Below are 20,166 nucleotides of genomic sequence, written 5' to 3'. Positions count from 1 at the left end.
TTCATGTCCGATCTGAACCGCCCCGTCCTCGCCACGCCGGGACCCGACGTGCCCGATCCGGGTCAGCCCCAGCCGGCGCCCCCGGTGCATGACCCGAGCCCGCAGCCCGACCAGCCGCAGCCCGGACCGGATATCCCTCCGATCCCGCCGCAGGAACTTCCGGGCAATCCTGATGTGCCCAATCCGGCGCCGCCGCAGCCCATGCCGCCGATGCATGATCCGCAGCCCCAGCCCCCGCCGAGCCCGACCCCACCCGACATCCAGCCGGTGCCGCAGGAATTACCCGGCAATTCGCCGCAGGAGATTCCTATGAACGCTCCGCGTGGCTGATCTGCCTTGACGCCCGCACGGCTCGGGGCCATGAAGTCCCCGAGCCACACATGCGCGCCACAGACACCCAATCCCCCATATTGCTTGTCGGCCCTTCGTGGGTCGGCGACATGGTCATGGCCGCGAGCCTCGTCGCGGCCATCCGCGCGCGATTTCCGGGTCGTGCGGTCGATGTCCTCGCCCCACCGGCGGCCCTCCCCATTGCCACTCTGATCGAAGGCGTCCGCAACGCGATCCCGCTTGGCTTCGGGCACGGTCAGTTCGGGCTGGCCGGCCGCTGGAAGATCGGTCGATCCCTGAAATCGGCAGGCTATGGCACCGCCATCGTGCTGCCCCGCGCCTTCAAGGCGGCCATTCCGCCTTTCGCCGCGCGAATTCCGGAGCGGATCGGCTATGCCGCGGAAGGGCGCAGCATCCTTCTGACCGATGCGCGCAACGACGCAGACCGCAGGACGGCCCGCACCATCGACCGCTTCGTCGCGCTCGCGGGCCCGGCCGGCCAATCGCCGGCGTCTCCGCGTCCCCGCCTCCTGCAGCCGGATGTCGACCTCACTGCCCTCGCAGACCGCTTTGGCTTGGGCAATGACCGGCCCGTTCTCGGCCTCTGTCCAGGTGCGGAATACGGGCCGGCGAAGCAGTGGCCGGCGGCGAAATTCGCTGCCCTCGCCCAACTCGCCGAGGAGGCGGGATATCTGGTGCGTCTGTTCGGCGGCCCCAAGGACAAGACGATCTCCGCCGAAATCGCGCGGCTGGCCGGCGTGCCGGTGGATGATCTCTCCGGCAAGACATCGCTGATCGAAGCGGCTGCGTTGCTCGGCCGCTGCGACGCCGTCGTCTCCAACGATTCGGGCCTGATGCATGTCGCCGGCGCTCTCGACCGGCCGCTTGTCGTCGTCTACGGCTCCAGTTCCGAGGCGATGACACCGCCGACCGCGCCGAATGCCGAGGTCGTCTCGATCGAGCTGTCCTGCCGGCCCTGCTTCAAGCGCGAATGTCCGCTCGGCACGCTGGCGTGCCTGGAGGGCATTGACGCACAGCGAGTCTTTGCGGCCGTGCAACGTGTGATTGCAGTCGCGCAAGCCGAAGCCGCCGGTTCCATCCACCGCTGACTTGCGCTATCCAACCGCCGACGCGCCGATCCGACGCGGGCTTGAGGGAAATGCCGATGAGCGTGAATTCGAGAAACGGCCGCGACACGATCCTGGTCACTGGCGGCGCGGGCTTCATCGGATCCAACATGGCGCGCGCGCTCGCGGCCGACGGCTGGCGGATCGTCGTATCGGACTGGTTCGGCACCGGCCGCAAATGGCTGAACGTCGCCGATATCCTGCTCGATGACGTCATCCGGCCCGAGGCCACCCTGGCCTGGCTGGAAGACAATCACCGTCGCGTCGAGGCAATCGTGCATATGGGGGCCATTTCGGCGACCACGGAGGCCGATGTCGACCTGATCGTCGAACGCAACATCCGCGCGACGCTCGACCTCTGGGCGCTCTCCACGCGACACGAAATACGCCTGATCTATGCCTCGTCGGCCGCTACCTATGGCGACGGCAAGGACGGCTTCGTCGATGACGAGACCCCGGAGCATCTGGCCAGGCTCCGTCCGCTCAACGCCTATGGATGGAGCAAGCTCGCCGTCGACCGCCGCATCATGGACGATGTCCGCGCCGGTCGCGCCACGCCGCCGCAATGGGCGGGGCTGAAGTTCTTCAACGTCTATGGCCCGTTCGAGGCGCACAAGGACGACATGCGTTCGGTGATCCACAAGATCTACCCGACCGCCTCCGCCGGCGAGGCGGTGACGCTGTTCCGCTCGCACGACCCCAACTATGTCGATGGCGGCCAGCTGCGCGATTTCGTCCATGTCGCGGATTGCGTCGATGTCGCCCGTTGGCTGATCGGCAGCCCCGGCGTCAGCGGCATCTTCAATGTCGGCACCGGCAAGGCCCGCAGCTTCGCGGATCTCGCTCGCGCCGTGTTCAGGGCCGCCGGCCGCGAACCGGTGATCGACTATGTCGACATGCCCGAGCGCATCCGCAACGCCTACCAGTATTTCACGGAAGCCGACATGACCAAGCTGCGCCGCGCCGGTTACAATGCCGACTTCCGTTCGCTGGAAGACGGCATTCAGAGCTATGTCGGTGACTATCTCGCCAAGGGCATCGCACTTTGAGCGAGGCCCTCCGTCCGGCGGCGTTTCTCGACCGCGACGGCGTCATCAATGTCGATCACGGCTACACCTACAAGCCGGAGGATCTCGTCTTCATCGACGGGGCGCCGGACGCCATCCGACGGCTGAACGAGGCCGGCTATCTGGTCGTCGTCGTCACCAACCAGTCGGGCGTCGCGCGCGGCTATTATTCCGAAGCGGATGTTGCGCGTTTCCACGAGCATATGCTGGCGGAACTGGCCGAGGCCGGGGCGCGGATCGACGCTGTCTACAGCTGCCCCTACCACCCCAAGGGCGTCGTCGCGGAATACCGGGTCGATCATCCCGATCGCAAGCCGAAGCCCGGCATGATCCTGCGCGCGGCGCGGGAGTTGCCGATCGATATCGTCCGCTCGTTCCTGATCGGCGACAAGTCGAGCGACATCGCGGCGGCCATGGCGGCCAATATTTCAGGACATCGCTTCTCCGGCGGAGATCTTGACGATTTCGTCGCCGGGGTGCTCCTACAGGCGGATGCGCCCATTCGGGCCAAATAGGATCTTTCGATGCTGGACGAACTGCATTCCGGACGCGTGGTCGTCATCGGCGATGTCATGGTGGACCGCTATATCACCGGCTCCGTCAGCCGGATCTCGCCGGAAGCGCCCGTGCCGGTGCTGCTGCATGGCAATATCCGCATCGTCGCCGGCGGCGCGGCCAATGTCGCCGCCAACGTCGCGGGGCTCGGTGCGGCGGTGACGCTGGTCGGCTATGTCGGCGCGGACGTCGAAGCCGATGAGCTTCGGACCGTGCTCGCCGAATACCCCGCCATCCACCTGAACCACCTTGTTGTCGACAAGACCCGCCCGACCGTGACCAAGACCCGGGTCATGAGCGGCCGCCAGCAGATCGTCCGCATCGACGCCGAGAGCCCCGGCTCGCCAGGCCCCGAGGCAGAGGCCAACCTGATCGCGGCCGGCAAGGCGGCCATCGCCGAAGCCGATATCGTCGTCCTCTCGGACTATGCCAAGGGCGTGCTCTCCGACTGGGTCATCACGTCGCTGATCGCCGAAGCGCGGGCACGCAAGGTGCCGGTGATCGTCGATCCGAAGCGCAGGACCTTTGACATCTATCGCGGCGCGACGCTGGTCACGCCCAACCGCAAGGAACTGTTCGAGGCGACCGGCCTCAACGACGATACCGACGAGGAAGCGGTGCGCGCCGCCGCCGCCGCCGGCCAGCAATTCGACGGCGACGTTCTGGTGACCCGCGCCGAGAAGGGCATGACGCTCTGGCGCCAGACTGGCGCGGTGACGCATGTTCCGACCGAGGCACGCGAGGTGTTCGACGTCTCCGGCGCCGGCGATACGGTGGTCGCCGCGCTCGCCGTGGCGCTGGCCTCCGGGCTGCCGCTCGAAACCAGCGTCGTCACGGCCAATGCCGCCGCGGCGATCGCCGTCAGCAAGCTCGGCACGGCCGTCGTGACGCGCGCCGAGCTGGTCGCTGCCCTCGATCGCACCAGCCATGCCGAGGACCGTGCCGGCGCGCTTGTCTCACGCGCTGATGCTGCCAAGATCGTCGCCCGCTGGCAGGCCCGAGGCTCGCGGGTCGTGTTCACCAATGGCTGCTTCGACCTGCTGCATCCCGGTCACATCGCGCTGATCGAGGCGGCGGCGAAGGAAGGCGACCGACTGGTCGTCGCCCTCAATACCGATGCCTCGGTCAAGCGCCTCAAGGGTCCGTCGCGGCCGCTGCAGGACGAGCAGGCCCGCGCCCGCGTCATGGGCGCGCTGCGGGCGGTGGACCTCGTGGTCCTGTTCGACGAGGACACGCCGCTCGAGGCCATCCAGGCGATCCGGCCTGACGTGCTGGTGAAGGGGGCGGACTATCGCGAGGACCAGGTCGTTGGCGCTGACTTCGTCAAGGCGCGCGGCGGCAAGGTCGTGCTGGCCAATCTGATCGCCGGCCGCTCCACGAGCGCGCTCGTCGCGGCGGCCAAGTCGTGAAGAGCCTCGCCTACGCCAAGGCCTGGGCGACCGAAGCAGCCCTTCCGCTCTGGGCCGAGACCGGCTTCGACCGGCAGCGCGGCCTCTTTCACGAGCGGCTGGATTTTGACCGCCAGCCGATCGCCCTCCCGGCAACCCGGCTGATGGTGCAGGCCCGCCAGATCGCCACCTTTTCGCGCGCCAGCCTCAGGGGTTGGCACAAGGGCGCGGACGAGGCCGTGGTCACGTGTCTCGCCAATGTCGAGCGGCTCTATCACCGCGGCGACGGCCATCCCGGCTGGATCTTTTCGATCGACGCGGACGGGAAGCCTGCGAGCCGGGTTCGCGATCTCTACGCCCACGCTTTCATCGTCTATGCACTCGCCTGGAGCCATCGCCTGACCGGCGACCCGCATGCGGTCCGCCTGGCGGACGAAACGCTCGCCGAGATCGACGTCGTGCTTGCCGCGCCGCATGGCGGATTTCTCGATGCCGCGCCCTCGGCCGACCCGACGCGCCGCCAGAACCCGCACATGCACCTGCTGGAAGCTGTGCTGGCGCTCTACGAGACGACCGGACGGGCGCGCGACTTCGCCCGTGCCGATGCGTTGGTAAAACTGGCCCTGGAGCGGATGATCGATCCCGAGAGCGGCGCCCTGCTCGAGGACTTCTCGCCCGACTGGAAGCCGCTGCTGCCGCGCGGCGAAAACCGCGTCGAACCGGGCCACCAGTTCGAATGGTACTGGCTGCTCGGCGAATATCGCCGCCTTGGCGGCATCGTGCCGGAATCGGTGACGGACCGGCTACTGATGTTCGGCCTCGATCATGGCCTGGACCAGTCGACCGGCCTGATCGTCGATGCCGTGACCGATAGCGGCAGCGTGATGATCCCGAGCTTCCGGTCCTGGCCGCATGCAGAGGGTGTCAAGGCCCTGGTGACGGCCACGCGCGAAGGCCAGCCCGGCGCGGCGGAGATGGCCGATCATCTGATGGCGAGCCTGTTGACCTTTGCGCCGGATTCACTCGAAGGCGGCTGGATGGACCGGATCGAAGCTGACGGTACGCCGCTCGTCGACCACATGCCGGCCTCGACGCTCTATCATGTGATGGGCGCGCTGTTCGAAGCCGAGGATGCGGCTACCTCAAAGGCCGCCGGCTGAGGCGAGGCGCAGCCGCCGCGCCAGGGCCTGCCAGACCCGATCGGCGGTCTGGTCGGCCATGCAGGGCGGTCCCTCGCCAAAGTCCGGCTTGATCCGGCATTGTGTCTGTTCGCAGGGCGCGCAATCGCGCGTCGACACGAACTCCTCGACGTCGGGACCGACCAACCCGGTAAGGCCGGGATTGGTCGGGCCATAGAGGCCGATCGTCGGGATGCCGAAGGCAGCGGCGAGATGGCCCAGGCCCGTATCGACCGTGACGACGCCGGCTGCGTTGGCGATCACCGGAATGAGGCTCTCCAGCCCGCCCGCCGGCACCTGTTCGACATTTGGCAGGCCGGCCGCGATCCTGGCCGCCCGCTCGGTCTCGGTCGCACCATGCGCGAACAGCTTCACGCCGAGGCCGGCCGCGCCACAATGCTTGGCAACGCCGCGCCAGCCTTCGACCGTCCAGGTCTTGGTGGCCCAGCTGGTGCCGTGGATCAGCACGACGCCGTCGCCGCTGCGCGTCCGGATACCGGTATTGGCGAAATCCGGCACCAGCCCCGCATCCGCCGGGCCTGTCGGCATCGGATAGCCGAGCGACTGCGCGAACAGCTTGCGGATGCGCGTGACCATATGCTCGGTTTCGGGGATGTCGTGGCCGACCTGGTAGAGCCAGGTCGCCATGCTCTCCCGCGCGCTGCCCTTGGCGAAGCCGTGGCGCGGCGTAACGCCGGAGAACATCCCGACGAGCGAACTCTTCATTAGCCCCTGGGCGTCGATCAGCAGGTCGTAGCCGCCGCCCCGGAGCATGCCGACGGCGTCCTTCATTTCGGCGAAGGTCTCGCGCGGCTTCTTCTTCATCCGGCGGATCGGCAGGGCGATGACGTTGCGCACGGCCGGATGCAGCCTTGCGAGCGGCGCGAACGCCTCGTCGACGACCCAGTCCAGCTCAAGGCCGGGAATGGCGCGCATGGCGTCCGTCACCGCAGGATAGGTGTGGACGACGTCGCCAAGCGACGAGAGTTTGACGAGAAGGACGCGCATCATCACCTTGCGGCCGGATCGGCCTTTCCTAGGCAATGCCGCAATCGCGCCGGCTTCGCAAGCGCGGCGATCGTCGGTTGACCGAGCGCCGCATAATTTTTACCAATAGTGAAACTTCACGCGGGAGACGACGATGACAAGGCTTGCCACCCTTCAATCCATGCTTCGCCAGAATGGCGTCGACGCGGTGGCGCTCGGGCCGGGCCCGCACATGGCCTATATCGCCGACGTGCATCCGCATGCCGACGAGCGCCCCTGCCTGCTGATCGCGACGCCCACCGGCGCGGCCATCCTGATGCCGGAGCTCAACGCCGACGAAATGCGGCGGCAGACCGACCTGCCCTTCCTCACCTGGTCCGACGCGACCGGGCCGCAGGCCGCCCTTGCCGCGCTGATCCAGTCGCTCGGCATCGAGAAGGGAACCAAGCTGGTGCAGGTGGACGAGACGATGCGCGCCGATTTCGCGCTGCTCGTCCTCGAAGCGCTCGGCCAGCCCAAGGCCGCCTTCGCCGCCGAGAGCGTCGGGCGCATGCGCCTTTCCAAGGATGAGGCCGAAAAGGCCGCGATCCTTCGCAATGCCGAGATCGACGATCGCGCCATGGAGGCGGCTTTCGCCGCGATCCGTCCCGGCATCACCGAGCGCGAGATCGCCGACGCTGCCCGCGCCGTGTTCGAGGAAGCCGGCGCGACGCCGCTCTTCACCATCATCGGTGCCGGCGGCAACGGGGCCTTCCCGCATTACGCGACCGGCGACCAGCCGGTGGCGGTCGGCGATGCCATCGTCATGGACATTGGCGCACGCTCCGGCTCGTTTTCCAGCGACCTCACCCGCATGGCCTTCGTAGGCCAGCCGAGCGAGGAATATCTCAGGGTTCACGCCGTCGTCGAAGCCGCAGTGAAGGCCGCCTGCGAAGCCGCACGCCCCGGCGTAGCCGCACGCGAGGTTGATGCGGCAGCGCGCGGCGTGATCACCGCGGCGGGCTATGGCCCCTATTTCACCCATCGCACGGGCCATGGCCTTGGCCTTGAGGGCCACGAGCCGCCTTATTTGACCTCGACCAGCGATACGATCCTCGAAGAGGGCATGGTGTTCTCGATCGAGCCCGGCATCTATCTGCAGGGCAAGTTCGGCATCCGCTTGGAGGAGATCGTGATCCTCGAAGCCGACGGTCCGCGGATCGTCAGTCGCCTGCCGCGCGAGGTCTTCGTGGCTCCCGCTGAATGAACCGGAGCGTCCGAAATCGGGCCTGACGAATAGCGGCCAGCGTCGTGAAAGGCGCTGGCCGCTTTTGGGTTCGATTGGGGAAGATTACGCCGTGATCGGCGTCGGCTGATTGAGCGCGCGGCGGTGGGCCACGGCAGCCCACAGCACGACGGCGGCGCCGAACTGGTGCAGCAGCGCCAGGTCCAGCGGCACGACGGCGACCAGGGTCGCGATGCCGATACCGGCCTGTGCGGTCACCAGCAGGGCCAGATGCCGTGCCCGGCGCGCGGCGGGCGTACGCGGCACCAGCTTCCAGGCCTGGAAGGCATGGATCATGGCGGCGATGAACAGCAGATAGGCGACAACGCGGTGGTCGAACTGCACCGTCATCACGTCCTCGAAGACGCTCCGCCAGGCGGGATCATAGTCAAACACGCCGCTCGGGATGATGTTGCCGGCCATCAGCGGCCAGGTGTTGTAGGTCAGGCCGGCCTTCAGGCCCGCGACGAGACCGCCCAGAAAGATCTGGAGGAAGACCACCACGACAAGAAACGTCGCCATGCCCTTGAGCGGCGCGGAGTTCTTGCGATTCTCGCCCCGATCCGGCACCAGCCCACGGCTGATCCAGACGGCGGCGCCGAGGATGAAGCAGGCGATGATGAGATGGATCGCGAGCCGATACTGGCTGACACTGATGCGGTTCACGAGACCGCTGGTGACCATCCACCAGCCGATCGCGCCCTGAAGCCCGCCCAGCGCGAACAGGCCGAGCAGGCGGGGAACCAGGCGACGCTCGATCCGGCCGGTCATCCAGAGCAGCACGAACGGGACGAAGAAGACCACGCCGATCAGGCGGCCGAGCAGGCGGTGGCCCCACTCCCACCAGAAGATCTGCTCGAACTCGTCGACCGTCATGCCCTTGTTGACGATCTCGTATTGGGGAATCTGCTGGTACTTGGCGAACTCTTCCTGCCACTCGACATCGCCGATCGGCGGAATCACGCCGTGAATTGGCTTCCATTCGGTGATGGACAGGCCGGAGCCGGTCAGGCGGGTCGCGCCGCCGACGACGATCATGGCGATGACCATCAGGATCACGGCGCCGAGCCAGAGGCGGATCAGGGCGCGATCCCGCTGCCTGTCCCGCACGGGTGCCTGCCCCGCCGTCGTCTTCGTCGCCAAACCGTCCATAGCCATCGCGCACCTCAAGAGCTCTCGACGGCTGGGCTTAGCGGCTCGGCGAGCCGGGGACAACAGAAGCCCTCGTCGCCGTACCAATCGGCCGCGCGACATCCGGTCGCGCAACGTCAGGTCGGGCGATCCGCCATCACGGCCTTTGCGGTTCACCGGCGAACGCGCTATTGCCACGACCACTGCTTCCGAACCCGCACGTCCTGCACGAAAGGCCCGACATGCCTATCCGGCTCCGCAAATTCATCGGTATGATCGCGCTGGTCGTCCTGGTGATCGTCTACGCCTTCGTCGCCATGGTCATTGCACAGCTCAAGCTGCCGGAAGCACCGCGCTGGGCCCAGATGCTCTACTATGTCGTCGTCGGTCTTGCCTGGATCTTCCCGGCCGGTGCCATCATCGCCTGGATGCAGAAGCCTATCGCGCCGAAGGACTAGCCGGCCTTCCGACCCAGCCGCGGATCCGGCGTTCGAGCGCGATCGGCACGCCGGAGAGCAGCAGGTCCAGATAGCGCGTGGACTGGTAGTGCCCGTTCATCGAGATGCGCGGCAAGGCGGTCAGCCGGCTTTCGGGCCCCAGCACGCCGCGCCGGGTCGTCACGGCGGTGGTAAAGCCCAGGTCCGACGCCAAATCGAATTCCCGTTCTCCGACCGTGCGGTGCGAGCCATAGGGATAGGCGAAATGACGAGGCCGGCGGCCGGTCATCGCCTCGATCCGATCGCGGCTTTCGTCCATTTCCCGCATTGCGCGCCCGCGCTCCAGCCGGGCGAGCGCATAGTGGCCGACCGTATGTGCGCCGATCGTGACCAGCGTGTCGGCGGTCAGCGCCCTCACCTCGTCCCAGGACATCATCTCGCGGGCCAGCATCTGCTGGGTATCGACGCCATAGACGGCAGCGGCGCGATCGATGGCGTCGCGCTGGGCGTCTTCCGCAACGCTGCAAAGTTGCAGCGCCAGTGTTCGCGCAGCGCCCCTCTTCTCCGAAAGCGTCGCGGTCGGCAGATCGAAAACCCGATCGCCGATGCGCATTTTGAGCCGCGGCGTCTGCTCGACCAGCGAGACCATGACCTCCCACCAGGGCACGGCGGTGCGATCGATCAGGCCCGTCGCCACATAGAGGGTGAAAGGCGCCCGGAGCGCCTTCAGGACAGGATAGGCCTCGGTGAAATTGTTGCGATAGCCGTCGTCGAAGGTGAGGACCACGAAGCGCCTGGCGCCCGGATCTGCCAGTCGTCGGCTCGCCTCGTCGAGATCGACGATGTCCAGCCCGCGCGCCGTGATGCGCTCCACTACCTGCCCAAGAAAGCCAGGCGTCACTTCGAGATGGGCGTTGGGCCGGAAGCCTGAGCGGCCGGCTGCTCGCACATGATGAAACATCAGGATGGCGCCGGCCCCACGAACATGGGGCGCAAAAAGCCGATGCGCGCCGCTCCAGTAGAGTGCGTTCAGGCCCGCTTTGTAGCCGGTAGTCTTCAGACCATGCATCAGAGATCCCAGCCGTCCGGGCCACATGCAACCATCCCATGCCTCATACGAACCCGATCTTTACGATAGGTTGATACCGTCGCAAGAACTTATGGGAAGCATTGGAATTCTAGGCATGGACGGATCAGACGCGCAGGCGCCGGCGGGCGGTATCGCGGTTGCGGATCTCAAGATCGCCGTCCACGCCTCGCCGCGCGAAATCACCGAGGACTGGCGCGCGCTGGAACACGCCCTGCCCGTCTCAGTCTACCAGAGCTTCGAATGGATCGACTGCTGGACCGAGACGGCCACGGCGCCGCAAGGCATCCGGCCTACCATCGTCTCGATCCGCCATGGCGCGCGCCTCGTTGCGGTCCTGCCGCTCGGCATCGAGCGTGTCGGCCCGCTGCGGGTCGCGCGGTTCCTGGGCGGTGACCATGCGAACATCCGCATGGGCCTGTTCGATCCGGTTTTCGCCGCTGCGCTCGACGCTCGATCGACGGGCGATCTGTTGCGCACGGTCGCGGGCCGGATCCGCGGCGTCGACCTTTTCGATCTGGACGCCCAGCCGATCGCATGGGCTGATATTCCGAACCCGCTTGCGGTGCACACGGATGCGACCCCGGCCCGGTGCGACGTCGGCATGATGCGGCTGGAAACGGATTTCGCGTCTGTGCTCAAGGCACACAGGGGCGCCAAGAAGGCCAAGAAGCGCCGGTGGCAGGCCAACACGCTGGAGCCTGTGGGAGGATTCACGCTGCGCCGCGCCGGATCGCAGGAAGAAGCGCTGGCGATCCTCGACACCTATTTCGCCCAGAAGGCGGCCTGGTTCCGCAGCCAGGGGATCGCCGACAGCTTTGCCGAGCCCGGCGTTGCGGACTTCTTCCGCGCGCTTGTCAGGCGACGCTGGAGCGGTGACGAAAGCGCGCTGATCGAGCTCGACGCGCTGGAATTCGATGGCGGCATCCGCGCGATCCTTGGCAGCGGGACGCAGTCCGGACGCCTGAGCGGCTATTTCATGTCGGTCTCGGACGATGATTGGCGTCGTGTCAGCCCCGGCGAATTGATGCTCTATGAAGTCATCGCCGCCAGTTGCGCACGCGGCCTCCGGGCGCTGGACCTCGGCCGCGGCGACGAGCGCTACAAGGCCTCCTGGCTGGACGTCAACGAGCCGCATGTCCGCGCCATCGTTCCCGTGACGCCGGCCGGTCGTGCCGCCGCAGCCTTGCTGCGCCTCGCCGACAGGACCGAGCGCGCGGTTCGCGGCAATCCGAGACTGTGGAAGCTGGCCAAGACGATCCGGCGCTGGCGCGGACGAGACGAGAAGACGCCCGCCGACGCCGACTGATCAGGCGACGGCAGCCTCGGGTGTCGCATCCTCGTCGTCGGCGGAGGGCGCCGTGGCGATCAGCACCATCACCTCGGCGGAGGTTGCGGCCTTCATCGCCTCCACGGCGCTTGTCGTGCCTGCATCGTCGGCGTTGCCTTCGGTGACGAGGATCACTGCGCCCGCCTGGGGCGCCATCTGCAACGCCAGTGCGGCGTCTGCGTCCAGCAGGATCTGGTCATAGGTCTGATCGAGCGCTTCGAGGATGCTGACGAAACGCTCGCCCTTGGCCGCCTCGGGCCCGAACTCCAGCAATCCGTGCGGAATGAGATGGGCGCGGGAACGGCGGTCGCGGAAGATGACCTGCGCGAACGAGGCGATTCCAGCGAAGAGGTCGGTGAGGCCCGGCAGACCCTCGCCGGCCGCCATAGCCTTGCTGTCCGCGCCATCGGCATGGAGATCGATCAGCAGCACGCGGTTGCCCCGGCGCGACAAAGCGCGGGCAAGGGCCACGGCGGCCAGAGGCCGCCCCGCCTCATCCGGCCCTGCCATCGAGATCAGCACCCGGCGGGCTTTCGAGTCGACGATGTGGTCGACGATCGAATTCAGAGAATCCTGCGCCTCCGCGCTCAAGCCGCGTCCAAGAGCCGGTCCGGCCGCGACCAGGGTCGGCACGACCTCGGGGGCAGCGTCGTTCCAGCGCTTCCGGTCCTCGACCGGTACGGCGGTGGGCGCGAGCGGTGGCGGCTCCACCGAAATCCGGCGCAGCGCCCTGCCCGAGGTCAGTTCGCGGATCAGGATGATGGCGATGGCAAGCAGCAGCAGTGCGATGGTCGCCGCCGCCGTGATCGGCAGCTTCTTCGGGAAGGTCGGCTCCAGCGGCACGGCGGCGCGCGAGATGATGCGGGCATCGGCCGGCAGGTAGTTGCCGTCCTGGCGGGACGACGCTTCGCGGTAGCGCTTAAGGTAGCTTTCCAGCAGATCGCGCTGCGCCGTGGCTTCCCGCTCCAGCGCCCGAAGTTCCACTTCATCATTGTTGGTCTGGCCCGTCGCCGCCTTGGCGCGCGTCAGATCCTGGCCGATATCCGCCTCACGGGCCCGCGCTGTCGCCGCCTCGCCTTCAAGGCTCTGCAGGATCCGCGTCACCTCGCGACGCACCTGCGCGTCGAGGTCGGCAAGCTGGGCGTTCAATTCCCGGAGGCGGGGATGCGCCGGCAGCAGCGTCGCCGACATCTGCGCGATCTGCGCCCGGAGCGCTACCTGCTGTTCGCGCAGGCGCTGGATCAGCTGGGAGTCACGGACATCGGGCACGTCGGGCGTGGTGCCGCTGCTCAGGCTCTTACGGACCGTCGCCGCCTTCGCTTCGGCGGCGGAACGGGCCGCGACCAAGCGGGCCAACTCGGTGTTGAGGTCGTTCAGCTTCTGTTGCGCCAGCGAGGTGTTGTTCTGCCCGCCGGAAAACAGACCGTGCTCGGTGCGGAACGCCTCAACCTTGCCCTCGGCCGTCGTGACCTTGCCGCGCAGATCGGCGATCTGCGATTCGAGCCAGCGAGTGGCGTCGGCATTGGTCGACCGGCGCGCCTCGCGTTCCAGCGCCAGATATTCGTCCGCGACCGCGTTGGCGACCTGGGCCGCGAGCTGCGGATTGGTCGACGAGAACCCGACCGTGATGACGCGGGTCTTGTCGATCGAGAACACGTCCAGCTTGTCCGCGAAGCGCTGCAAGACGCGCTCTTCGAGCGGCCCCTCCGCGACGGGCCGCCCCAGCCCCATCCGGACCAGCATCTGGTCGAAGGAGGGCAGGAAGCGCGGCTTGTTGAATTCCTTGAGCGAGGCAAGGCCGAGCGAATCGACCACCGTTGTCGCGAGGTCGCGCGAGCCGATGAGCTGGACCTGGCTGGCGACGCCCTCCGAATCGAGCAGCGCCCTTACCTCGTCCGCGCCGGCACCGGCACGCGTGATCTCCGATTCACCGCTTTCGATCAGGATCTTCGTTTCGGCCGTATAGCGCGGCGTCACGAAGTTCAGGCCGATATAGAGCGCGCCGGCAAACAGGATGGAAAAGAGCAGCAGCCAAGGCAGAGCGCGCAGCAGCGCGCCAAACAGCGCGCGCATGTCGAGCTCGACATCATCGATTTGCCCTGGGCGGCCATCCGTCATAATCGCGTCTATTCCCGTGCCGATGCAGCATCATCGAAAATCAGGGTAACCACCGCGTTAACTTCGGCCGCGATGCGGTTAAGACGCCGTGGGAAGACAACCGCCAACCCGCCGAACTTTACGCGCCATTAACCATGACAGACGACAGTCCGGTTACAGATTCTCTCGCGAGCCGGACGCCATGCAGATGCGATTCTTTCTTTTCGTCGCGACCCTTATCGGCGCTGCCTTGCTCGGCGGCTGCGCCAGCCCCTACCCGCCCCAGGACCCTGCGACCTACAAGGCGCTGATCGCCCCCTATCGCCTCGATAGCGGCGATCGTCTGCGCGTCGTCGTCTTCGGTCAGGCCGATCTCACCAACAGCTACACCATCGATCAGGCCGGCTATATCTCGATGCCGTTGATCGGCGCGGTGGCGGCGCGCGGGCGCAGCACGCAGGAAATGGAAGGCGACATCGCCGCCAAGCTGCGCAAGGGCTTCGTCCGCAATCCGGACGTATCCGTCGAAGTCGATCGCTATCGGCCGTTCTTCATCATGGGCGAGGTCACGAGCGCCGGCCAGTATCCCTATGTGAACGGCATGACGGCCCAGACGGCGGTCGCGATCGCCGGCGGCTTCACGCCGCGCGCCCAGCGCGCCGATGTCGATGTCACGCGTCAGGTGAACGGAAAAGTCACCACTATCCGGCTATTGCCGACGCAGCCGATCTTCCCCGGCGACACCGTCAACGTGCGCGAGCGCTTCTTCTGAGCCATATGACCGAGCAGCCGGACGATTCTCATGCGCGCGAGGGCGCCAAGCTAAGGATCGTCCACTGCTTCCGGTCGCCGGTCGGCGGCATCTTCCGGCACGTCCGCGACCTCGCCGAGGCACAGGCCGCCGAAGGGCACAGCGTCGGCATCGTCTGCGACTCCTCGACGGGTGGCGCGCGCGAGGAAGAGCTGATCGAGGCCCTGCTGCCGCATCTCGAACTCGGGCTGCACCGGACGCCGATGAAGCGTCAGGTGTCGCCATCCGATCTCCTCGCCTTCCTGCGGCTGTTCCGCCGCATCAAGGCGCTCAATCCCGATATCCTGCATACGCATGGCGCCAAGGGCGGTGTGTATGGACGCGGTATCGGCACGCTCTTGCGGGTCTTTGGTTCCAGCGTGGCTCGCATCTACTGTCCGCATGGCGGCAGCCTGCACTATGACGCCGCGACGCGCTCAGGCCGGCTGTTCTTCCGCATCGAGCACTGGCTCGAGAAGATGACCGACGCGCTCGTCTTCGTCAGCGAGTACGAGGCGCGCACCTACAGCCAGAAGGTCGGCCCTCCTCGCAAGCCCTGGCGGATCGTGCCCAACGGCATCCGGGAAGAAGAGTTCGAACCCGTCGCCACTCGGCCGGATGCCGCCGATTTCCTCTATATCGGCATGATGCGCGACCTGAAGGGCACGGACGTGTTCATCGACGCCCTGGCGCGGCTGCGCGACCGGCGCGGCATCGCCCCGACGGCGGAGATCGTCGGCGACGGCCCCGATAAGGTGCGCTATGAGGCGCAGGTCCGGCGTCTCGGCCTTGAGCCGACCACCCGCTTCCACCCCGCTATGGGGACCCGCACCGCCTTCGGCATGGCGCGGATCGTCGTCGTGCCGTCGCGGGCGGAATCAATGCCTTATGTCGTGCTGGAAGCCGCCGCCGCGGCCCGGCCCATTGTCGCGACGCGGGTGGGCGGCATTCCGGAAATCTTCGCGGCGGAACAGCAGCGCCTGGTGGCGCCCGGCGACGTTGCCGCGCTTGCGGAGGCGATGGACCGGCTGCTCGACCAACCATCCCGCGCGGCGGCCGAGGCGCAAAGGCTGCGCGAGATCGTCCATCCGCGGTTTTCGATCCAGCACATGACCGATGTCGTGAGCGCGCTCTATGGCGATTGCCGCCGGCAGTCCGAAACATCCGGCAGCCGGCGGCCTCTGTTTTAGCCCGCGAGGGCAATGCGCGAAGTCTTAGCGCCCCACATATCGTCTAGGGGGAAGGTACGCGCCTCAGCGCTCGGTCCACACCGCGAGCTCGTAGCCATCCAGATCGGTGAAATGGAATCGGCTTCCGCCTGGAAAATCGAAAGTCGGCGTGGTGATCCGGGCACCGGCCGCTTCGAGACGCTTCTGCGTCTCCGCCAGATCCTCGGCGTAGAGGATGATCAGGGCTCCACCCGGCCGGGGCGTTCCGGGTGTGAAGCCGCCCGCCAGCCGGCCATCCGTGAATTCGCAATAAGCCGGACCGAATTCGGTGAAGGTCCAGCCGAAGACCTCGCCATAGAAGGCTTTCGAGCGAGCGATATCGCCCACGGCGAACTCGATATTGTCGATCTGGCTATCCTTGCCGCGCATGCCCATGACTCATTCTCCGTTGTTGGAACGTGAAGCCATTTGGGCGAAGGGGCAGCGCCACGTCTTGGACAAAACCGCCAGTCACCGGGAAAGTTGACGCAGGAATGCCCCGGCCGACATGACGCAAAGCGACTGGACCTCGCGGTTGAGGTGGGCCTGATCGGCAAATCCCGCCTCGGTCGCCAGCGCGGCCAGACTCATGGGCGGCGACCGGCGCGCCATCGCCTGGAAGCGCTGGAACCGAAGAATTCGGTCCAGCATCTTCGGGCCATAGCCGAAATGTTCGCGGCTGCGTCGCAGGAGAGTGCGCTCGCTGATGTCGAGGCGCTCGCGCAGCACCGAGACCGGCTCTGCCGCGCCGAGGCCCTCGCCCAGCCACGCGAACATCCGTTCCGCGACAGGATCCGGGCTCCCGTCCGGAGGGGACAAGGCACGAATTCCATCCAGCAGCGACCGAGCCCTCTGGCCGGTCGATACCGTATCGGCGATCGGCTCGACGACATCACGCAATCGGCGTGCGCTCCAGATATCGGCCAGATCAACCGAGCGCCCGACCAGCTCCGACATGGGCAGGCCGAGCCAGCGTGCCGCCGCGCCGGCGCGAAACCGCGCTCCCAACACGATCGAACCGGCCGCCAGCACGGGCCTCGCGACGGTGATATCGGGACCGGCCACGAGCACTCGCTCATCCCGCCAGACGAGATCCACGCAGCCATCCGGAACCACATCGACGGGACCACCCGAAGTGGCGGCGGCGCGATTGATCCAGACGCATTGGAAATGACCCCGCAGGGCTATCGGCGGCGCGAATTCGCGATAGAAGCCTGCCTGGTCGGCAAGGGGATTCGTGACGGGCTTGTCTTTCATCGCGGAATCCCGCTTCGCTGACGCTGTCGAACAGCGCGTCTCCCGCGGGTCTTAGCTCCAACCACAATTCTCGTCGACTGCGTCGCCGCGATTCGCGGCAAAGGTTTGTTAGCGCTCAACCGCTACTCTGTTAGCAACATGTACAGTTTGGCCAGGCCATGACGTTCGAACCCCAGCAGCGCCTCGAAACGAACGCGATGCGCGGCTCGCTGAATGACCACGCACGCGCGGTCGCCGCCAGCCTCTCGACAGAGGCGATATCGCCACGCCTTCTCGCCGGCGCGATCCAGGTGATCGAGGCCGTTGCGCTGCTCCTCATCGGCGGGCTGTCCTGGCTCGTCTCGTCGCAGGGCATGGCTACGCTCGGCTGGGGTGAGGCCATGCTGGTGATCGCCGCGCCGGCGATCGCCATTCTCGGCATCCGCTGGATCGGCGGCTATGCGGTGGCGGCGCTTCGCAACTACCTGCCGATTCTCTCGCGCATCCTGATCGGCTGGGGTCTCACCATCGCCATCGTCGCGGCGGGCAGCTTCTTCTTCGAGCTGGAGACGGATGGCCGGCGAGCCTGGCTCGGCATCATGTTCCTGCTCGGCGCAGCGTTCTTCATCCTGGAGCGGGTGACGGTTTCCGCCCTTGTCGAGCGCTGGACCAAGGCAGGGCGGCTGGAACGCAGGGCCGTCATCGTCGGTGGCGGCGAACTTGCCGCGGAACTGCTGACGGCGCTCGGCGACCCCACCTCCACGGATGTCCGCATCTGCGGCCTGTTCGATGACCGGAGCGGCGACCGGTCGCCGGAAGAGGTCGCGGGCGTGCCCAAGCTTGGCACGGTGTCGGAACTGGTGGAATTCGCCCGCCTCGCGCGGATCGACCTGCTGATCGTGACGCTTCCGATGAGCGCGGAGAGCCGCGTTCTGCAGCTTCTCAAGCAGCTCTGGGTCCTGCCGGTCGATATCCGTATCTCGGCGCTCGGCAACAAGCTGCGCTTCACGCCGCGCTCCTATTCCTATCTCGGCCCCGTCCCGTTGATCGATCTGTTCGATCGGCCGATCGCCGGCTGGAACTCGCTGCTGAAGCGTGCCTTCGACATCGTCTTTGCGACCCTCGCGCTGATCCTGCTGTCACCGGTCATGTTGATCACGGCCATCCTGATCCGCCTGGGCAGCCCCGGACCGGTGCTGTTCCGCCAGAAGCGCTACGGCTTCAACAACGAGGTCATCGACGTGCTCAAGTTCCGCTCGATGTACCATCACATGCGCGACCCCTCGGCCAAGATCGCCGTCACCAAGGGCGACCCGCGCGTGACGCCGATCGGACGCTTCATCCGCCGCACCTCGATCGACGAGCTGCCGCAGCTGGTGAACGTGCTTCGCGGCGACCTTTCGCTGGTCGGCCCCCGGCCGCATGCGGTCAATGCGCATACCGAGAACCGGCTCTGGGACCAGGTGGTCGATGGCTATTTCGCCCGCCACAAGGTCAAGCCCGGCGTCACCGGCTGGGCGCAGATCAATGGCTGGCGCGGCGAAGTCGATACGCCGGAGAAGATCCGCCGCCGCGTCGAGTTCGACCTGCAATATATCGAACGCTGGTCGGTGCCGTTCGATCTCTACATCCTGATGATGACGCCCTTCTCGTTGATCAACGCCGAGAACGCCTATTGATGCGTGTCGTGACGAGGCCGAGCGCGATACCGGCGGGCATGGTCGCCAACGCGACCATCGGCACCCTCGTCTTCCTGAGCGGCTTCGTCCTCTATGAGCCGGCCCCGTCCGACCTGCTGCTTTGCATCGTCGTCGCGATCTGGGCTTTTCTCGGGCTGAAGCTCAGCCGGCCGATGCTGCCGATGATCGCGTTGATGCTTGCCTATCAGGCCGGCGGCCTGCTCTCCTTCACCCAGCTCAAGGTGTTCATGAACCCGTCGATCTACATGGCGACGACGGCGTTCCTGATCATCTCGTCGATCTTCTTCGCCGCCGTCATCCAGGTCGATACCGAACGGCGATTGCGCACGATCGAGAAGAGCTACATCGCGGCCGCGATCCTCTGCTCACTGATCGGCATCCTCGCCTATTTCGGCTTGATCCCCTATGCGCAGCTCTTCACGCTCTATGATCGCGCCAAGGGCGTGTTCAAGGATCCGAACGTTTTCGGGCCCTATCTCGTCCTGCCGCTGGTGGTGCTGACCCGGGCGGTCCTGACCGACAAGCTGAAGAACTCCTTCTGGCGCATGGCCGGGATCCTGATCCTGCTGGCCGGCATCTTCCTGTCCTTCTCCCGCGCCGCCTGGGGCCTCGCGATCTTTGCGCTGCTGCTGGTGACGCTGCTCGCCTTCCTGACCGAGCCGCGCCAGAGCCGTCGCCTGCGCATGCTCGCTTATATCGCCGGCGGCATCCTGGTCGTGGCGCTGCTGCTGGCGCTGCTCCTGTCCATCCCGGTGGTGCAGGACCTTTTCAGCCAGCGGTTCAAGCTGGTGCAGGAATATGATGGCGGCCGGCTCGGCCGCTTCGAGCGGCACATCATCGGTTTCTTCATGATCCAGGAGCAGCCGCTCGGCCTCGGCCCGTTCGAGTTTGGCAAGATGATGGGCGAGGACGAGCACAATATGTGGCTGAAGGGCTTCACCGCCTATGGCTGGCTCGGCGGCTTCTCCTACATCGCGCTGGTGATCTGGACGCTGGTGATCGCGACTCCGCTGGTGTTCCGGAACCGGCCCTGGACCGCTTTCATCCAGAGCGTCTACGCCGTCTATCTCGGCCATCTGATGATCCATAACGTCATCGACAACGACCACTGGCGGCATGTCTTCCTGATCTACGGACTGCTCTGGGGCATCTATGCGTTGGAATGGAAGACGCAGCGCGTGGCGCGGCTGGAACGATCCAGGCCGCCGCCGCTCGTGTTCGGCCCGGTGCCTCTACCGCGCGCAAGCTGAGCCG

19 protein-coding genes are annotated in these 20,166 nt (G+C 66.5%); 13 read left to right on the top strand and 6 right to left on the bottom strand.

The annotated features are described in order from the left end of the window. Nucleotides 1–3: 3 nt before the first annotated feature. The 6 genes from ACHMWQ_RS14880 to ACHMWQ_RS14855 are packed head-to-tail and all read left to right on the top strand — an operon-like array spanning nt 4 to nt 5,627. Nucleotides 4–330, top strand: a complete 327-nt coding sequence (locus ACHMWQ_RS14880; protein WP_396308046.1) for a hypothetical protein — start codon at nt 4–6, stop codon at nt 328–330. Between the two features lie 50 nt (nt 331–380). After that, on the top strand, nt 381–1,439 hold the full coding sequence (gene waaF, locus ACHMWQ_RS14875) for a lipopolysaccharide heptosyltransferase II (RefSeq protein ID WP_396308045.1): 1,059 nt from the start codon (nt 381–383) through the stop codon (nt 1,437–1,439). Between the two features lie 56 nt (nt 1,440–1,495). Continuing rightward, entirely contained in the window at nt 1,496–2,506 is a 1,011-nt protein-coding gene (gene rfaD, locus ACHMWQ_RS14870; RefSeq protein ID WP_396308044.1) for an ADP-glyceromanno-heptose 6-epimerase, read from the top strand. After that, the gene (locus ACHMWQ_RS14865) at nt 2,503–3,039 is read left to right on the top strand and encodes a D-glycero-alpha-D-manno-heptose-1,7-bisphosphate 7-phosphatase (protein ID WP_396308043.1); all 537 of its coding nucleotides are present in this window, start codon (nt 2,503–2,505) and stop codon (nt 3,037–3,039) included. Before rfaD ends, ACHMWQ_RS14865 begins: the two co-directional genes overlap by 4 nt. Before the next feature lie 9 nt (nt 3,040–3,048). Further along, nucleotides 3,049–4,488: a D-glycero-beta-D-manno-heptose-7-phosphate kinase gene (gene rfaE1, locus ACHMWQ_RS14860; RefSeq protein WP_396308042.1), complete on the top strand. Its 1,440-nt coding sequence runs from the start codon at nt 3,049–3,051 to the stop codon at nt 4,486–4,488. Further along, complete coding sequence (locus ACHMWQ_RS14855) at nt 4,485–5,627, top strand: AGE family epimerase/isomerase (RefSeq protein WP_396308041.1); 1,143 nt, start codon at nt 4,485–4,487, stop codon at nt 5,625–5,627. The genes rfaE1 and ACHMWQ_RS14855 overlap by 4 nt, the downstream gene beginning before the upstream one ends. On the opposite strand, the gene waaC is transcribed toward ACHMWQ_RS14855, so the two are convergent. Next, nucleotides 5,610–6,653: a lipopolysaccharide heptosyltransferase I gene (waaC, locus tag ACHMWQ_RS14850; RefSeq protein WP_396308040.1), complete on the bottom strand. Its 1,044-nt coding sequence runs from the start codon at nt 6,651–6,653 to the stop codon at nt 5,610–5,612. The two genes, ACHMWQ_RS14855 and waaC, sit on opposite strands and share 18 nt — an antisense overlap. A 133-nt stretch (nt 6,654–6,786) precedes the next feature. Between waaC and ACHMWQ_RS14845 the strand changes: the two genes are divergently transcribed. Then, nucleotides 6,787–7,878, top strand: a complete 1,092-nt coding sequence (locus ACHMWQ_RS14845; protein WP_396308039.1) for a M24 family metallopeptidase — start codon at nt 6,787–6,789, stop codon at nt 7,876–7,878. Between the two features lie 84 nt (nt 7,879–7,962). On the opposite strand, the gene ACHMWQ_RS14840 is transcribed toward ACHMWQ_RS14845, so the two are convergent. Then, a complete protein-coding gene (locus ACHMWQ_RS14840) occupies nt 7,963–9,054 on the bottom strand; it encodes a COX15/CtaA family protein (RefSeq protein ID WP_396308038.1) in 1,092 nt (363 codons plus the stop codon). Nucleotides 9,055–9,269: 215 nt separating this feature from the next. On the opposite strand from ACHMWQ_RS14840, the gene ACHMWQ_RS14835 reads away from it, so the two are divergent. After that, on the top strand, nt 9,270–9,485 hold the full coding sequence (locus ACHMWQ_RS14835; protein ID WP_396308037.1) for a DUF2842 domain-containing protein: 216 nt from the start codon (nt 9,270–9,272) through the stop codon (nt 9,483–9,485). Here the strand turns inward: ACHMWQ_RS14835 and ACHMWQ_RS14830 are convergent. Then, on the bottom strand, nt 9,466–10,533 hold the full coding sequence (locus ACHMWQ_RS14830; RefSeq protein WP_396308036.1) for a polysaccharide deacetylase family protein: 1,068 nt from the start codon (nt 10,531–10,533) through the stop codon (nt 9,466–9,468). The genes ACHMWQ_RS14835 and ACHMWQ_RS14830 overlap by 20 nt on opposite strands. Before the next feature lie 115 nt (nt 10,534–10,648). Here ACHMWQ_RS14830 and ACHMWQ_RS14825 point away from each other — a divergent pair, with 115 nt between their 5' ends. After that, nucleotides 10,649–11,860 carry a GNAT family N-acetyltransferase gene (locus tag ACHMWQ_RS14825; RefSeq protein ID WP_396308035.1) on the top strand — a complete coding sequence of 404 codons (1,212 nt, stop codon included), beginning with the start codon at nt 10,649–10,651 and terminating at the stop codon, nt 11,858–11,860. Here ACHMWQ_RS14825 and ACHMWQ_RS14820 read toward each other — a convergent pair whose 3' ends face one another. Further along, nucleotides 11,861–13,954, bottom strand: coding sequence for a GumC family protein (locus tag ACHMWQ_RS14820; RefSeq protein WP_396308034.1), 2,094 nt, complete (start codon nt 13,952–13,954; stop codon nt 11,861–11,863). Nucleotides 13,955–14,186: 232 nt separating this feature from the next. On the opposite strand from ACHMWQ_RS14820, the gene ACHMWQ_RS14815 reads away from it, so the two are divergent. Further along, nucleotides 14,187–14,750, top strand: a complete 564-nt coding sequence (locus tag ACHMWQ_RS14815) for a polysaccharide biosynthesis/export family protein (RefSeq protein ID WP_266333251.1) — start codon at nt 14,187–14,189, stop codon at nt 14,748–14,750. Between the two features lie 5 nt (nt 14,751–14,755). Continuing rightward, nucleotides 14,756–15,958: a glycosyltransferase family 4 protein gene (locus tag ACHMWQ_RS14810; protein WP_396308033.1), complete on the top strand. Its 1,203-nt coding sequence runs from the start codon at nt 14,756–14,758 to the stop codon at nt 15,956–15,958. A gap of 63 nt (nt 15,959–16,021) precedes the next feature. Here ACHMWQ_RS14810 and ACHMWQ_RS14805 read toward each other — a convergent pair whose 3' ends face one another. Both ACHMWQ_RS14805 and ACHMWQ_RS14800 read right to left on the bottom strand, forming a co-directional pair. After that, nucleotides 16,022–16,372, bottom strand: a complete 351-nt coding sequence (locus ACHMWQ_RS14805; protein ID WP_396308032.1) for a VOC family protein — start codon at nt 16,370–16,372, stop codon at nt 16,022–16,024. 75 nt (nt 16,373–16,447) lie between these two features. Further along, nucleotides 16,448–17,233 (bottom strand): DUF6597 domain-containing transcriptional factor, encoded by a 786-nt coding sequence (locus tag ACHMWQ_RS14800; RefSeq protein WP_396308031.1) that lies wholly within the window; start codon nt 17,231–17,233, stop codon nt 16,448–16,450. Between the two features lie 158 nt (nt 17,234–17,391). Between ACHMWQ_RS14800 and ACHMWQ_RS14795 the strand changes: the two genes are divergently transcribed. Together ACHMWQ_RS14795 and ACHMWQ_RS14790 are read left to right on the top strand one after the other, a co-directional pair. Continuing rightward, the gene (locus tag ACHMWQ_RS14795; RefSeq protein ID WP_396308030.1) at nt 17,392–18,891 is read left to right on the top strand and encodes an undecaprenyl-phosphate glucose phosphotransferase; all 1,500 of its coding nucleotides are present in this window, start codon (nt 17,392–17,394) and stop codon (nt 18,889–18,891) included. Beyond that, complete coding sequence (locus tag ACHMWQ_RS14790; protein WP_396308029.1) at nt 18,891–20,162, top strand: O-antigen ligase family protein; 1,272 nt, start codon at nt 18,891–18,893, stop codon at nt 20,160–20,162. Before ACHMWQ_RS14795 ends, ACHMWQ_RS14790 begins: the two co-directional genes overlap by 1 nt. The last annotated feature ends 4 nt before the right edge of the window (nt 20,163–20,166 follow it).

It is taken from the genome of Kaistia sp. UC242_56, from assembly GCF_044452255.1.
Classification (GTDB): Bacteria; Pseudomonadota; Alphaproteobacteria; order Rhizobiales; family Kaistiaceae; genus Kaistia; species Kaistia defluvii_A.
Note: the sequence above shows the minus strand (reverse complement) of the source record. Positions and strands in the feature narration are given on the sequence as shown.

What these genes read in the sequence shown, in the direction of transcription:
- ACHMWQ_RS14815 (WP_266333251.1), top strand. Translation starts at nt 14,187, where the DNA reads ATGCGATTCTTTCTTTTCGTCGCGACCCTTATCGGCGCTGCCTTGCTC.
- ACHMWQ_RS14795 (WP_396308030.1), top strand. Translation starts at nt 17,392, where the DNA reads ATGACGTTCGAACCCCAGCAGCGCCTCGAAACGAACGCGATGCGCGGC.
- ACHMWQ_RS14810 (WP_396308033.1), top strand. Translation starts at nt 14,756, where the DNA reads ATGACCGAGCAGCCGGACGATTCTCATGCGCGCGAGGGCGCCAAGCTA.
- ACHMWQ_RS14835 (WP_396308037.1), top strand. Translation starts at nt 9,270, where the DNA reads ATGCCTATCCGGCTCCGCAAATTCATCGGTATGATCGCGCTGGTCGTC.
- ACHMWQ_RS14845 (WP_396308039.1), top strand. Translation starts at nt 6,787, where the DNA reads ATGACAAGGCTTGCCACCCTTCAATCCATGCTTCGCCAGAATGGCGTC.
- ACHMWQ_RS14805 (WP_396308032.1), bottom strand. Translation starts at nt 16,372, where the DNA reads ATGGGCATGCGCGGCAAGGATAGCCAGATCGACAATATCGAGTTCGCC.
- ACHMWQ_RS14790 (WP_396308029.1), top strand. Translation starts at nt 18,891, where the DNA reads ATGCGTGTCGTGACGAGGCCGAGCGCGATACCGGCGGGCATGGTCGCC.
- ACHMWQ_RS14880 (WP_396308046.1), top strand. Translation starts at nt 4, where the DNA reads ATGTCCGATCTGAACCGCCCCGTCCTCGCCACGCCGGGACCCGACGTG.
- ACHMWQ_RS14825 (WP_396308035.1), top strand. Translation starts at nt 10,649, where the DNA reads ATGGACGGATCAGACGCGCAGGCGCCGGCGGGCGGTATCGCGGTTGCG.
- rfaD (WP_396308044.1), top strand. Translation starts at nt 1,496, where the DNA reads ATGAGCGTGAATTCGAGAAACGGCCGCGACACGATCCTGGTCACTGGC.
- waaC (WP_396308040.1), bottom strand. Translation starts at nt 6,653, where the DNA reads ATGCGCGTCCTTCTCGTCAAACTCTCGTCGCTTGGCGACGTCGTCCAC.
- ACHMWQ_RS14840 (WP_396308038.1), bottom strand. Translation starts at nt 9,054, where the DNA reads ATGGCTATGGACGGTTTGGCGACGAAGACGACGGCGGGGCAGGCACCC.
- ACHMWQ_RS14830 (WP_396308036.1), bottom strand. Translation starts at nt 10,533, where the DNA reads ATGCATGGTCTGAAGACTACCGGCTACAAAGCGGGCCTGAACGCACTC.
- rfaE1 (WP_396308042.1), top strand. Translation starts at nt 3,049, where the DNA reads ATGCTGGACGAACTGCATTCCGGACGCGTGGTCGTCATCGGCGATGTC.
- ACHMWQ_RS14800 (WP_396308031.1), bottom strand. Translation starts at nt 17,233, where the DNA reads ATGAAAGACAAGCCCGTCACGAATCCCCTTGCCGACCAGGCAGGCTTC.
- waaF (WP_396308045.1), top strand. Translation starts at nt 381, where the DNA reads ATGCGCGCCACAGACACCCAATCCCCCATATTGCTTGTCGGCCCTTCG.
- ACHMWQ_RS14820 (WP_396308034.1), bottom strand. Translation starts at nt 13,954, where the DNA reads ATGCGCGCGCTGTTTGGCGCGCTGCTGCGCGCTCTGCCTTGGCTGCTG.